The sequence below is a fragment of the Sphingobium sp. genome, assembly GCF_035511395.1.
Lineage (GTDB): Bacteria > Pseudomonadota > Alphaproteobacteria > Sphingomonadales > Sphingomonadaceae > Sphingobium.
The window spans coordinates 1-12,699 of sequence record NZ_DATKFP010000391.1 but is presented as its reverse complement, the minus strand read 5'-3'; the positions used below and the strand labels follow the sequence as shown (position 1 = coordinate 12,699).

Annotated in this window: 16 protein-coding genes and 1 pseudogene; 14 read left to right on the top strand and 3 right to left on the bottom strand. The window is 62.9% G+C overall.

What is annotated here, in order from left to right; all coding sequences use genetic code 11:
* A pseudogene (locus VMR39_RS26555) lies at nucleotides 1-290 on the bottom strand (hypothetical protein); the annotation flags it as partial.
* 358 nt (nucleotides 291-648) lie between these two features.
* On the opposite strand from VMR39_RS26555, the gene VMR39_RS26550 reads away from it, so the two are divergent.
* Nucleotides 649-1,712 (top strand): IS630 family transposase gene (locus VMR39_RS26550; protein ID WP_155282097.1). Its coding sequence is split into 2 segments (ribosomal slippage): nucleotides 649-1,140 and nucleotides 1,143-1,712, totalling 1,062 coding nucleotides; the frame shifts between segments, so codons are not numbered across the junction.
* Nucleotides 1,713-1,736: 24 nt separating this feature from the next.
* On the opposite strand, the gene VMR39_RS26545 is transcribed toward VMR39_RS26550, so the two are convergent.
* The gene (locus VMR39_RS26545; protein ID WP_155282088.1) at nucleotides 1,737-2,147 is read right to left on the bottom strand and encodes a helix-turn-helix domain-containing protein; all 411 of its coding nucleotides are present in this window, start codon (nucleotides 2,145-2,147) and stop codon (nucleotides 1,737-1,739) included.
* A 135-nt stretch (nucleotides 2,148-2,282) separates the two neighbouring features.
* Nucleotides 2,283-2,750, bottom strand: a complete 468-nt coding sequence (locus tag VMR39_RS26540) for a hypothetical protein (protein ID WP_052076669.1) — start codon at nucleotides 2,748-2,750, stop codon at nucleotides 2,283-2,285.
* A gap of 290 nt (nucleotides 2,751-3,040) precedes the next feature.
* On the opposite strand from VMR39_RS26540, the gene VMR39_RS26535 reads away from it, so the two are divergent.
* From VMR39_RS26535 to VMR39_RS26475, 13 genes are all read left to right on the top strand, one after another.
* Entirely contained in the window at nucleotides 3,041-3,841 is an 801-nt protein-coding gene (locus VMR39_RS26535) for a DsbC family protein (protein ID WP_394804734.1), read from the top strand.
* Between the two features lie 196 nt (nucleotides 3,842-4,037).
* Nucleotides 4,038-4,352, top strand: a complete 315-nt coding sequence (locus VMR39_RS26530) for a hypothetical protein (protein ID WP_037511001.1) — start codon at nucleotides 4,038-4,040, stop codon at nucleotides 4,350-4,352.
* Nucleotides 4,353-4,483: 131 nt separating this feature from the next.
* A complete protein-coding gene (locus tag VMR39_RS26525; RefSeq protein ID WP_014076300.1) occupies nucleotides 4,484-4,750 on the top strand; it encodes a type IV conjugative transfer system protein TraL in 267 nt (88 codons plus the stop codon).
* A 5-nt stretch (nucleotides 4,751-4,755) separates the two neighbouring features.
* On the top strand, nucleotides 4,756-5,391 hold the full coding sequence (locus tag VMR39_RS26520; RefSeq protein ID WP_037510998.1) for a TraE/TraK family type IV conjugative transfer system protein: 636 nt from the start codon (nucleotides 4,756-4,758) through the stop codon (nucleotides 5,389-5,391).
* The gene (locus VMR39_RS26515; RefSeq protein WP_037510996.1) at nucleotides 5,375-6,151 is read left to right on the top strand and encodes a type-F conjugative transfer system secretin TraK; all 777 of its coding nucleotides are present in this window, start codon (nucleotides 5,375-5,377) and stop codon (nucleotides 6,149-6,151) included. The genes VMR39_RS26520 and VMR39_RS26515 overlap by 17 nt, the downstream gene beginning before the upstream one ends.
* Nucleotides 6,148-7,503, top strand: a complete 1,356-nt coding sequence (locus VMR39_RS26510; RefSeq protein ID WP_037510994.1) for a TraB/VirB10 family protein — start codon at nucleotides 6,148-6,150, stop codon at nucleotides 7,501-7,503. Before VMR39_RS26515 ends, VMR39_RS26510 begins: the two co-directional genes overlap by 4 nt.
* Nucleotides 7,503-8,171, top strand: a complete 669-nt coding sequence (locus tag VMR39_RS26505; protein WP_325420877.1) for a TraV family lipoprotein — start codon at nucleotides 7,503-7,505, stop codon at nucleotides 8,169-8,171. Before VMR39_RS26510 ends, VMR39_RS26505 begins: the two co-directional genes overlap by 1 nt.
* Nucleotides 8,168-10,681, top strand: a complete 2,514-nt coding sequence (locus VMR39_RS26500) for a TraC family protein (RefSeq protein WP_037510990.1) — start codon at nucleotides 8,168-8,170, stop codon at nucleotides 10,679-10,681. Before VMR39_RS26505 ends, VMR39_RS26500 begins: the two co-directional genes overlap by 4 nt.
* A complete protein-coding gene (locus VMR39_RS26495; RefSeq protein ID WP_037510988.1) occupies nucleotides 10,678-11,007 on the top strand; it encodes a hypothetical protein in 330 nt (109 codons plus the stop codon). Before VMR39_RS26500 ends, VMR39_RS26495 begins: the two co-directional genes overlap by 4 nt.
* Nucleotides 11,004-11,381, top strand: a complete 378-nt coding sequence (locus VMR39_RS26490) for a hypothetical protein (RefSeq protein ID WP_037510986.1) — start codon at nucleotides 11,004-11,006, stop codon at nucleotides 11,379-11,381. Before VMR39_RS26495 ends, VMR39_RS26490 begins: the two co-directional genes overlap by 4 nt.
* Entirely contained in the window at nucleotides 11,378-11,614 is a 237-nt protein-coding gene (locus VMR39_RS26485; RefSeq protein WP_037510984.1) for a hypothetical protein, read from the top strand. The genes VMR39_RS26490 and VMR39_RS26485 overlap by 4 nt, the downstream gene beginning before the upstream one ends.
* Before the next feature lie 52 nt (nucleotides 11,615-11,666).
* The gene (locus VMR39_RS26480; RefSeq protein ID WP_037510982.1) at nucleotides 11,667-12,263 is read left to right on the top strand and encodes a conjugal transfer protein TraW; all 597 of its coding nucleotides are present in this window, start codon (nucleotides 11,667-11,669) and stop codon (nucleotides 12,261-12,263) included.
* Nucleotides 12,260-12,699 (top strand): TraU family protein (locus VMR39_RS26475; RefSeq protein ID WP_325420873.1); only part of this gene is annotated, 440 nt, incomplete at its 3' end. The genes VMR39_RS26480 and VMR39_RS26475, both read left to right, overlap by 4 nt.

The window sequence follows — 12,699 nt, the reverse complement described above, 5'->3', positions numbered from 1 at the left end:
ACAGGATGGACAAAATCATGCCCCCAGATGATGGCCTCGACCGCCTCGGCAAGCCGCCTTTGCCGCGCCGCGCGACGCGCCTCATCCAGCGCGACCTTTCGTGCAAGATAGAAGAGAAAGGCGATCTTATCGCGTATTGGTGGATCATCACGGACCCGCTGCACTCTGATCCACAGCATGTGCAGAACGTCTTCCAGACTGTCGCGCTCGACCAGATCGGAAAAGAAGCGCATCAGCGACCGCTCCTCGGAGAAAATCAGGCGGCTGAGAACAGCAGCATTCGTCGTCATACCCTCTTCATACCATCGAAGATGGCCGGTAGGCCGGATTGGCGATCTTCAGAGCCCCCTGCTCCCCATGCCATGCCGTGCTTTATCAAGGAGATATCTACGCCCTTTCGTTCCGTGAGGCAAATCGATAGCGCTAATGGCAATGAAGCTCTGCCAGAACCACTGGTCAGGCTCGCCAAGTCGCGCCGAACGTCTCTGGAATATCTCCGCGATCGACTGCACTATTGCCGTCACACACGCAAAAGAGCCGTTTTGCGACCCGGCGTCTTATACCAACCTCCTGTGATGCTGACTCACGCGGAGGATTCCCAAACCGGCAAAAGTATGAATCTATGGCGGCCTGTTGGAGGGCATGGCTATGGGTGCAGCGATTGGATTACGGGACGACTTTGATGCGGCGAGCTTGAGGCGGCTCGCACGGAGCACGAAAAGCGCGAACCAGGGCCGCCGACTGCTGGCGTTGGCCGAAATATATGATGGCGGTAGCCGCAGCGATGCGGCGCGGATAGGCGGGGTGACGCTGCAGATCGTGCGGGACTGGGTCGTGCGGTTCAACACCCGAGGCCCCGATGGCCTCATTGACGGCAAGGCCCCAGGCAAGCCCTCCTTGTTGAACGATGCTCAGCGGCAGGCTCTTGCAGGTATCGTCGAAAGCGGCCCGGTCCCGGCGATCCATGGAGTTGTACGCTGGCGGCTGATCGACCTGACGCGTTGGCTCCATGATGAGTTTGGCATCTCGCTGACAGAAACGACAGTTGGGCGGGAGTTGAAGAAGCTGGGTTATGTCAAACTGACGGCGCGCCCCCGCCACCATGCGCAGAATGAATTTGCGATGGAGGAGTTTAAAAAAGGGGGTTTGCAGCCGAGTTGGCAAAGGTCAAAGCCGTCCTTCCGCGCGGCACGCCCATAGAGGTATGGTTCCAAGACGAGGCCCGTATCGGCCAAAAAAACAAGATCACCCGTCGCTGGGAGAGGCGCGGCACCCGGCCTTCAGCGCCCAAGGATCAGAGGACCAAATCGGCCTACATCTTCGGCGCCATCTGCCCTGAGCTTGGTAAGGGCGCGGGTCTGGTCCTGCCCTTCTGCAACACCCAGACCATGTCGCTGCACCTTGCCGAGATATCGCTCGCCATCGAACCGGGCGCTCACGGCGTGCTGCTGATGGATCAAGCCGGGTGGCACATGACCGGAAAGCTGGAAGTGCCCGAAAACATCAGCATCGTTCCGCTGCCGCCGAAATGCCCCGAGCTAAACCCGGTGGAAAATATCTGGCAGTTCATCCGCGATAACTGGCTGTCAAACCGGATCTTCACCTCTCACGAAAACATCATCGACCTTTGCTGCGAAGCCTGGAACAGGCTCGTCGATCAGCCGTGGCGCATCATGACTATCGGCCGCCGCAAATGGGCACGTGGGTCGTGATTAATGCAGCTTGGTATTATACATCTATTGGCCATCACGATCGCGGGCAAGCGTGGCTTTCACATCAGAGACATTCCACTCGATGACAAAATCGATGATGGCGGACTCGAGCCTGCGCATATCTGAAAAAAGCAGATGCGGCGGATATTTACGGCCATGAATAATGAAAAGAAGTGGAACGCACATGGTAAGAACGGAAATTCCCAGGGTGTCCAGGGACGCAAAATACTGTTCCAGTCGAACCTTGGGATAGCCGCCTTCAAGATTTCGAACCCAGGCTACTCCCAGACCGATATGTTTACCAAGGCCAGCCTGATTCATGCCACGACTTCGGCGTTCGAGTTCGATCCTTCGGCCCAGGATCGCCTTGACATTCTCCAGATAAAGTGGCTCCGGAAAATTCCTCTTTTTCCGCGTCTTTTTCTCCCGCGTCATCTGCTGCCCCCGATGCGGCAATGCACCGCCATGGTCAGTTAGAGCCACGAGAATCGATGTAAAACACACGATACACAATATTAGATGCGACCAAATATGGCGGACTTTCAGCCTACCTCTACAGACAAGGTCTTCCTATTCCAGAAGCTTGCGTTGCCCTTTCGATATCTTGATCGCCGCCCCTCCCTCCGTGAGCATCTGGCGATAACACAGAGTGATATCGTCCGAGGCGGCTAACCGAAATCGCTTGAGCGCGACCAGGAAAACCTGTGTCGCCATGATCGACCGCCTGCTTTCTGGAAAATTCAGGGTAATATTCTCAACAATTTCCTCGACAATCTGGGTCAGGAGCGTTGGCGCACCCACAAAGCATTGGCGCCCGCCCATGAGGCCCGAGTCTTTCAGCGTCACCAGATCATCGAGGATCATTGCCGGCGCGACATGCCGCAGATGGACCAGCGCTGAAAATAGCGTTTGACCATAAGGCAATAGCTCGTTGGCAAGCCGGCACAGGCGATAATGGCAATCGAGGAAAAGCTCGACTCCCGTGGTCGACATCTTGAGCGTGTAAGTTCTCGATGGCCGCGACACGTGGCTGTTCATCCCTTCCGTTCAGTAGCGCCTCTCCGAGACCCGATTCCGGTTGATGCCATCTCAGCATAGCGCCTGAAATCGCCAAGTGCGCATTACAGTAGCGGTTTCGCTACTGGAGTAGCTTGATGCTCACTCCAGTAGCTACCCGGTTGCGCCAACCGAGTGAAACACATCATCTGCAGACATGAAGCGATCGCAGCGGCCAGGTTCGCTCGGCGTGTTTCTTACCTGATTTTGACAATGGGAGCGTTGCGATGCGTCGTGTCCACGCAGGTGTATCTTATGGCGCCCGTCGCGCCGTGAAACGGGAAGAAGGATACCGCTCGGTGCGCTTCCTCCCCTGGGCTGTACTCCTGGCCCTTCCCCTGCCCGTCCAGGCGCAGTCCCCTGATCAGACCCTGCTGCAACAGGCCGTCGAGAAGGCAGAGAAGCAACTGCACCAGACTTTCACCAACCTGCGCTTTGAAGATTTCGGTCCCGCCCCCGTCGAAGGGCCGATCTATCAGGCCATAGCGGGCGGCAAGATCATCTATTTTGCCCCGCAGAGCGAGCATCTCCTGTTCGCCACGGTCTATGATCGCAATGGCGTCAATCTGACCGCCCTGGCCCAGGAACAGGGCGCAGCCAGGCGCCTCAAGGCTATCGATCCCACCAAGGCGCTGGTGATCGGCCCGTCGGATGCGCCGACCGTCATCGAGTTCACCGACCCGGACTGCCCTTATTGCCAGGCGCTCGATCGCTTCTGGAAGGCGAAGGCGGCGGAAGGCAAGCCGGTCAGGCGCCTCATCTTCTTCGTAAGCGGCATCCACCCGACGGCGGCGGCCAAGGCGGAGCATATCCTGTGCTCGCCCGATCGCGAGGCAGCGTTCCAGGCAGCCTATTCGGGCCAGACCCCGCCGCTGCTGCGCCAATGCGCTGCGGGGCGGGACAAGGTCGCGGACGACGCGGAACTGGTCGCGAAGGTCGGGGTGTCGGGCACGCCGACCCTGATCGCCGACGGCAAGCTCATCTCTGGCTTTCAGCAGGCGGAGCTTGAAGCGTTCCTCGACCGGCATGCGAAGCCGGCGCTCACGAAGGCCGCGTCCGAAGCGCAGCGCTGAAACAGGTGCTCGCCCTCAAGGGGGCAGAGTGATTTCAATTCGGAGGGCATCCGGCCCCGCCTGATCGCAGGCGGGCGGATGAACCAGGATGCCGGCGGCGGCGGGCTCAGGGAGCCGGCCACCGACGCCCCGGCCGACAGCGAATTTTCGATGCCGGCAGGCTTGGGTTGGACGGCTCCATTCTCGGAGTAATGCCATGATGCGTACATTGAGTAACAAGGCCCTGGCGGTGGCCAATCTCGGTCTCCCTTTGGGCGTGATGGCCCTGGTGGGCGGCCCCGCCCATGCCTTCTCGGCACCGGCCCAGGGCGACCTCGGCTACGATATCTACGATATCGTCGTGAACCAGGGCGTGAAGGGACCGCTGGGGTTCGTGGGCGGCGTCGCCGCCTTCCTGTTCGGCGTCTCGCGCCTCTTCTCGAACATCATGATCGGCATCCCGACGATCGTGGCGGCGGTCTGCCTGATCAAGGCGGACTCCATTCTCCAGACCTTCGGGATGGTCGTGTGAGACGCCGCGTGCGGCTGCGCGCCGGCTGACCGGCCAGACGCACTCGCACCGGCAAAGTGCTGGGAGCCGAATGGTCGGCTCCCGGAAACCGGCACCTTTCCAGGTGTCATGAAGCAGGAGGAGAAGGGCAAGTGGACGAACGCCTTCCGCAATATCTGCATCGGCCGGTCCAGATCCTGTGGTTCGGATCGGACGAGTTCCTTCTCGCGACCTCGAGCGTGTTCGTGGCCGCGATCGTGGGCGGACTTGTCGGCTGGGCGCTCATCGCCGCCCTTCTCCTTTTCATCCCGTGGAAGCGGACCAAGCCCAGAGGCTATCTCGCCCATCTCGCATGGCGCTGGGGTCTGGTTTCCTTCCCCCATTATCCGGGTCCGACACAGACCCGCTTCTTCGAGTAGGCGCCATGGGCATCTTCACGCGCAAGCAAAATGCCGAGGATGTGCTGCTGGGCAAACCGGCAAGCTTCGGCATCCATCGCTACCTGCAGGGCTCGGCAAACCTGTTCGAGGAGAACCGGCTGCTCAAGGTCGCCATCGCGGGCATGTTCGGTGTGACGGCAGTCCTGGGCGCAGTGATCTACACGACCAACCAGAATGCCCGAACCATCATCGTGCCGTTCGGCGCGACCGGCGATCTGCATGTCTCGGGGAACAAGCCGTCCGAGGCCTATATCGTCGCGATGACGCGTAACATCGTCGCGCTCTCGGGGACGTGGTCAGCCTATTCGGCGGACCGCCAGTTCCAGGAACTGCTCGGTCTCGTCCACCCCTCCGCCTATGGCGCGATGCGCGACAGCCTGAACACCATACTCGACGAACTGGCGAACAATCCGACCCTGTCGATCGCCACCTACATCCGCAATGATCAGCCGGTCCGCTGGACCGCCCATGAGATCGTCGTGCCGGTCGAGAAGGTCCGCGTGATCGGCGGCGTCATCCGCAAATTCCGGGGCATTTTGCGCATCGGTTACGCGATCGACAATGGCCGCTTCTGGCTGACCCGTCTTTCCGAGGAACAGTTCGATGCCGAAACACGCTGAGCGCCGCGCGCCGTTGCGCCATGCCCTGTTGTTTTCCCTGCTGATAGCGGCAGTGCCGGCATCAGCGCAAACGATCCATGCGCTGCCCGACCAGACCAGCCATATCCGCCTCTCCAACCGCGACATCAACCATGTGGTGTGCGAGGGCGGCGAGATCGAGGACATCAAATTCTCCGCCGAAAAGGGCCTCGCCGTCGAAAAGGGTGGCGCGGACGCCTGGATCAAGTTCCTCGCCCACGAGATCGACGATGCGGGCCAGATCACGCGCAGCTATGTGACCCAGCCTTCCGAATTCTTCGTGCGCTGCAATGGCGCCACCTATCCGCTTTATGCGGAACCGGCGGAGATCCCCGCACAGACGGTGGTGCTGATGCCGGGCGCCTGGCAAAGGGCCCAGGCCAACAACGAGTTGATGGCCGCGCTCGCCGATGAAGACCGCGCGGTCTCGATCACCATGGCGCTGCTGGACGATCGCATCCCCGCCTCGTTCAGCGAGGTCGCACCCGCCGGCGGAATGATCGCGGTTTCGGCAATGCCTAGTGTTTCGATTACCGAAAGCCGCCGCGTTGCCATAGAGGGCGCGGCGCTTTCGGCTTCGGAGTACCGGGTTCGGGCCGCAGCAGCCGTAACGCTCGACGAACGGTCATTGATCGATCCGGCCCTGGGGTCCCGCATTTTTGCAGTGACCCTTGACCGGGTGCGACTGAACGCCGGGGAAAGCGCCCGGCTGGTGGTGGTGCGCCGGGGGACCGGGCAATGACCGGCGCGCAGGACAATGGGCCTGTCGAGGCCCCTGAGCCGCTGTCGCCTTATCAGGCGCATCTTGCCGGACGGAGCACTCGCGAGGAGGACGAGGCTGAACCGAGACGCCCCGTGGCCCTGTTCGACTGGCAGGGGCTGTGGGCAAGACTGTCGGCGAAGCAGAAGCTGCGCGCGCGCCAGCTCGCCGTCGGCGTTGCGGTCGGCGCGCTGGGCATCGGCCTCTATATGGCCTCGGGCAGCAAGGACGAGGTCAAGCAAGCCAATCCTGCGTCCTCGCTCAACATGGGCGCGGGGCTACGCGGTGACAGCCTCGAGGTGAAGCTGCGTGGAGACCTGAAGAAGGTCCTCGATGGCCAGCAATTGCTCGGCGATCGCGTCAGCGCGATCGAGGAAGGCAAAGTCGTTCCCGGATCACGTGGTCCGGGATCTGCGGGGAGCAAGTCATCTGGCGGCGTCGATAGCGATCTCCCGCCGGCATTGCCCGGTGACGCGCCCGCGCTCCCCTATCCGCCCGACGTCGGCGACATTGGCGCGGATGCGGACAAGCTCCCGGCGCCACCCTCAGCGCCGAGCGCTCCGCCCGCGCCTCCCGCACCGCCGGTCGAGAAGACGGTCGGTGCGATCGGGTCGGCGACCAGCCAGGTCGTGGGCGCAAGCGGGCCTCAGGGTGCCGCCGATAGTCCAGCCTCGTCCAAAAAAAAGAATCGGACGATCTATTTACCGCCTGGTTTCATGAAGGCGCGGCTCCTGACGGGGATCGACGCGCTGGCGAGCCGGGACGCAACCAGTAACCCCGAGCCGATCATCGCCCGGGTGCAGGCGCCTGCGGTCCTGCCCAATGAGGTGAAGGCGAACCTGGCCGGTTGCTTTGTCGTCGGCAACGCCACCGGCAGCCTTGCCAAGGAACGGGTCGAGGTCCAGCTCGTGTCGCTCTCCTGCGTCGATTTCGACGAGCACTCGGTGGTCGATCAGCCAGTCAAGGGCTTCTTCGTCGATACCGACGGCAAGAAGGGATTGTCGGGCAAGGTGGTGACGCGAGCCGGCGCCACGCTGGCGCGCGCCTTCATCGCCGGGACCATCAGCGGCATCTCGCAATCGGTCGAAAGCACCTTCGGCAACACCTCGACTTCGGCGCTGGGAACGGTGCGGACGCTCGATGCCGGCGACGCGGCGAAGACCGGCATTGCCGGTGGCCTCGCCAAATCCTCGGACAAGCTGACCGATTTCTATCTCGATCTCGCCCGGCAGGCAGGCCCCATAGTCGAGGTCGGCGCAGCCAAGGACGTGGTCGTGGTGATCCAGGAAGGCGCAACCCTCGAGATCAAACCCGGCGCGGGAGTGAAGTTCTGATGCGCGCCACCACAGGAGGCACCATGCCACACCAGCTACACACCCATTTCGGTACTTGCCGCAGCGCACTGCGCGCTCTGCCACTGTTCGCCTTGCCGCTGCTCGGGCTTTCAGGCTGCGCCACCGTTGGGTCGGTGATGTCGCCCTACAGCGAGAAATTCTCCTGCAAGAACAGCGACCATGGCCAGTGCATCCATCCTGACCAGGCCTATGCCGATGCGGTCGCCGGTCGTGCCTCGAAATCCGATCCTGCCGTCACCAACGATCGCGGGATGCTCGCTGAGCAGAAGAAGGGTAAGGCACCCGCGCGCATCAGCGGTGCCAGTGGATCCACGACGGCAGATGCTGTCGCGCCCCGGAGCGGACAAGGCAATGTCGGCGCACTGATCGAGGGCCCCGGCTCGCCCATGCTGCGCCCTTCGCGGACGATCCGCACATTGATCCTGCCCTATGCGGACAAGCAACGCCCCGACCGGCTCTACATGGCGCGCTATGTCTATTCGATCATCGATCGGCCGGCATGGGTAGTCGGCGACTATCTGGTGGAGCCGAGCGGCCGGACGCCAGCCCCGCCGGTACTGCGGACGGTGCGCGAACCAGCAGCGGGAAGCGTCGAGATTCCGGCCCCGGAGATGCCGCTCACCCTCGATCCGGAGAACCGGCCATGAGTGGACGCAACAGCCTCAGCTATCAACGCCTGCGCGCCGCCGTGACCCGCGATGCCTATTCGGATTTCCTGCCGATGGTCGCCTGGGTCGAGGAGGAAGACGCCTTCCTGTGCATCGACGACGGCTGGGGCCAGGCCTGGGAGCTCGTCCCTTCGGCCTATATGTTCGCCCATGTCCAGCAGGCGCTGCTGGGTCTTCTCAACATCCATTTTCCCGAAGGCACGGTTCTCCAGCTCATCACCTTTGCCGATCCGCTGATCGACCCGGCGCTCGACGCCTATCTCGATCTCAAGGTGCGGCCCGATCCGCTGGTCCAGGCTTCTGCCCGGCGGACAGCCGAGTATCTGCGTTCGGGCACCAAAGGCCTCGATGCGCTGCATTCGATTCCGGTGCGCGACTTCCGGCTGTTCCTTGTCATCAAGACGCGGGTGAAGCTCGGCGCCGACCTGCGCCGTCAGGTCGAGGAGCAATTGGCGAAGATGGGCATCCGGCGCCTGCCGCCCGATGAACTGGTGAGCTTCTACCGCCGGATCTTCAACGGTGTCTTCGCGCCCGCGCCCGGCGTGTTCCTGAGCGAAAGCGTGGGCGGAATGCCGGCGCCGTCGATCGCGCGGCAGATCATCGAGGCCGGTCCTGATCTTTGTTTCGAGGGATCCGAGGTCTATCTCGGCAACCAGGTCGCGCGCTGCCTGACGCCCAAGGCCCCTGCCCGCCGCATCACCGCCGAACGGGCGAACCGGCTGCTTGGGGGCATGCGCGGGAGCGCGGAGGACAGCGATCAGATCGGCGGCCCGTTCCTCTACTGCCTCTCGGTGCTGTTCGATCATTCGCAGTTCGAGATCCACAAGCGCGCGCAGATCCTCTCCGCTCAGAAGGCGGCGGGCAGCTTCGCGGTCGAGGTCGGCAAGCAGATCGAGGAGATCGGCTGGATCCTCGACGAGGCATCGAACAGCCGCTTCGTCTCGGTGATCCCGACGATGTGGGTGTTCGGCCGCGACAGCGCGCAAGCGCGCGAAATGGCCGCGCGGGCCAAGCGGCTGTGGGAATCCGAACCCCTACCCTTCATGGTGCAGGAGGAGAGCTACCTGCTACCGGTGCTGCTCGCCGCCAGCCTGCCCTTCGGTCTTTATCCCGAAAAGCGGACCTTGAAGCTGCTCGAACGGGATTTTCGGATGCCGGTGAAGGCCGCGACGCTGATGGCGCCGGTGCAGACCGATTTTCGCGGCGGCGGCCGCCCGGCCCTGCTCTATGTCGGGCGCAAGGGCCAACTGATCACCCTCGATCTTTTCGACCCCCGGATCAACAATTACAATTTCATTGTCTCGGCGGAGAGCGGCGCGGGCAAGAGTTTCCTGCTCAATAATCTTTGCCAGCAATATTATGCGCAAGGCGCGCTCATCCGCATCATCGATATCGGCGGCAGCTACCGCAAGCTCTGCACGCTGTGTTCCGGTCGCTATATCGACATCGGCGAGGAACGTCTCGTCCTCAATCCCTTCGACATGGGGCTCGCGCTCGACGGCGAGGACAAGCAGTCGGCGATCGCCATGGCCGTCGCCATCGTTGCCGAGATGGCCAATGCCTCCACCCGCAAGCCGGTCAGCACGTCGGAATGGAACCTGCTGAAGTCCGCCGTGCAGTGGACCGTCGATAGCGGGCGCGGCGAGGACGGCATCGATGCCGTGCGCGACTGGCTCGGCCGCTATCCCGACAATGCGGTCTCCGATCTCGACCGCGTCGATCATCTCGTGCCGGTCGCACGCGAACTGGCGTTCAACCTGCGCGATTTCGGGTCGCAAGGCGCTTACGGACATTTCTTCAATGGCCCCTCGACCTTCGACATCTCCCGCGACGAATTCGTGGTGCTCGAACTCGAACGACTGAAGGCGCTCCCCGACCTCTTCAACGTGATCGTGATGGTGGTGGTGAACGCCGTCACCCAGGAACTCTACCTCTCGGCGCGTGACAAGCCCCGCTTCGTCCTTTGTGACGAAGCCGCGCAGTTCATGACGCGGAGCGACGGGCAGGATCTCTCGCGTCTCGCCGAGGCGTTCGGCCAGGGCTATCGCCGCGCGCGCAAATATCAGGGCAGCTTCGGCATTGTCCTTCAGAGCATGAACGACCTGCTGCTCTTCGGCGGCACCGGACAGGTGATCCTCGAAAATGCCGCGACCCGGTTCCTGCTGCAGGGTTCCACCTACGACAAGGCGGTCGACAACAAGATCCTCGACTATTCGGGCTTCGTGCTCGACCTGTTGAAATCGGTCCGGAACGCCAAGCCCAATTATTCCGAGGTGTTCATCGATAGCCCCCTGGGGCTCGGCATTGCCCGCCTGGTGGTCGACCCGTTCAGCTACTGGATCAATACCTCAGCGCCCAATGAGGTCGCCGCCTTCGAGGCGCTCGTGCGGGCGGGCCGCAATCCATTGGAAGCCGTTTGCGAACTGGCCGGCGTCGATCCGGTCGAGGTGCTGGGCGGCCGTGCCTATCAGGCCGGGAGGGCGGCATGATGCCCAAGTCCGAACCTCATCCCGACCAGCTGGCGATAGACTGGGAAAATGACCCCGCCATCGAGGCGATCATCGAGGCCCGCGTCGCAAAGCGCGCCGAGGCAGCGGCGTTCAAGTGGCGGCTGCGCCTGGTGGCAATCGAAACCTGCATGATGGGCGGTCTCGTGATCGCGGCAGGTCTCGCGCTGGACCAGCCCCCGCTACAGACGGTGCGCACAGGGCTCATCGTGGCGGCTGCCTGCTTTGCAAGCGGCATGCTGCTGATCGGCCTGTCGGGCGCATGCGGGATGCTCTTCTCGCGCTTGTCGCAGTGGAGGGCGCAATGAACCCGGACCATGATGACGGCTTCGAAGCTGTCTTCGAAGCGAGCGCCGAGATTGACGCGCTCCTCGCCTATGCGCGCGGCCTGAACAACCAGGCGCTCGGCATCGCTGAGGTGGCGCATGCGATTGTCACCGTGATCGAAGCGGAACGGCGGTTCGCAAGGGTCAGCTACACGATCCTGGTCACCACCAGCATGGTAGTCGCGGCGCTCTTCGCGTTCATGGCCGCGTCGAGCCTGCGGGCGCCGCTGCAGGGCGCGATCGTTGTCGGCATCTGTGCCGGCATGGGCGCGGGTTCGACAAGCCTCATCCTCGTTCCCTGGGATGCGCTGGCCCGTCATGTTCGTGCCTTCGCCAGGCGCTGGAGGCGGCCATGAACGGCATCTTCTCTTCGACGCCGGCACCCGGGCCGATCCGCCTGATCGTCGGAAGCCAGGGGCTGCTGCTGGTTCAGTCCTTTATCGCCTGGCAATTGCCGGACGTGCCCGGACTGTTCCGCGTGCTCGTCGTGATTACCGCAATCATCGCCACCGCCGCGCTGATCAGCGCCGCTCTTGGCGAGGATCGCGAGAACCCCCAGCCCTATTGGAGACGGCGCCATGGCCGCTAGATCCCAGCGCGAAGTTTTCACTCGCTCCCCGGTTCCCTGCGCGCTGACTGCGATGACGATGACGGCCGGAATGCTCATGGCGTCATCGCTCCATGCGGAGACGAGCACGATAGGCCGCACCTGGCCGATCGCCGAGCCCGATGCGCTAAGCGAGATCGAAGGCCGGGCAGCGCAGATTCCCGACATGAAAGCCGCCTTCGGACCGCGTGAACGCTGGTCCGCGATGAAAGCGGCGACGCTTGGCATCGCGCGCGCCGACCGGAATCGCACGGTGGTTCCCTTCTATACGCTCGACCAGGATATCCGCCTGCAGGACGGCAGGCTGCTTTACGCCAAAGGCTACAGCTTCAATCCGCTTAGCTTTGTGTCGCTGCCGCAGCGGCTCATCGTCGTGCATCCCGCCGAGCTCGACTGGGCGCTGCGCACTGCGCGCACTGCGGACTTCATCCTGCTCGCTGCCGGTGGTCCGCGTGATGCCGATGCGATCACCCTTGGCGAACGCCACGGCCGAGCGCTGTTTCTACTCGAGGAGCGGGTCAAGACGCGGCTCGGGCTGACGGTGGCGCCGGTGATCGTCAGCCAGGCGGGGCAGAAACTGGTGCTGACCGAGGTCGACAGGAGCAAGACAGACCGGAGGGGCGCGCGATGAAAGGATTGTCCCTTCGCCGACTGTTGGCGCTGGGTTGCGGTTTTGCCGCGCTGGCGCTCGCCTCTCCGGCTCATGCCTCCAAATGCGACGCGGGCACGGTCTTCAACCCGATCACCAAGGTACGCTGGAACTGCATCTTCCCGATCACCATCGGCGGCGTGAAGATCGGACCCAGCGATCCGCTCGGCAAGGCGCTCGACGCGCAGTCGGCTTCCAAGCCTCTGTGCACCTGCCGCAAGGGCGTGACCTTCTGGTTCGGGGTGAAGGTCAGCTTCTGGTCGCCTAACCGGATGGTCGACGTGGTGACCGAACCGGGCTGCATGATGGCGCTCGGCGCAGATATCATGCCGACCGGCGGCAAGCTGCAGGGGAGCCAGAGCAGCCTCGCCGACGGCACGAACACCCGCAAGATGTTCGCGCAGATGCACTATTACAT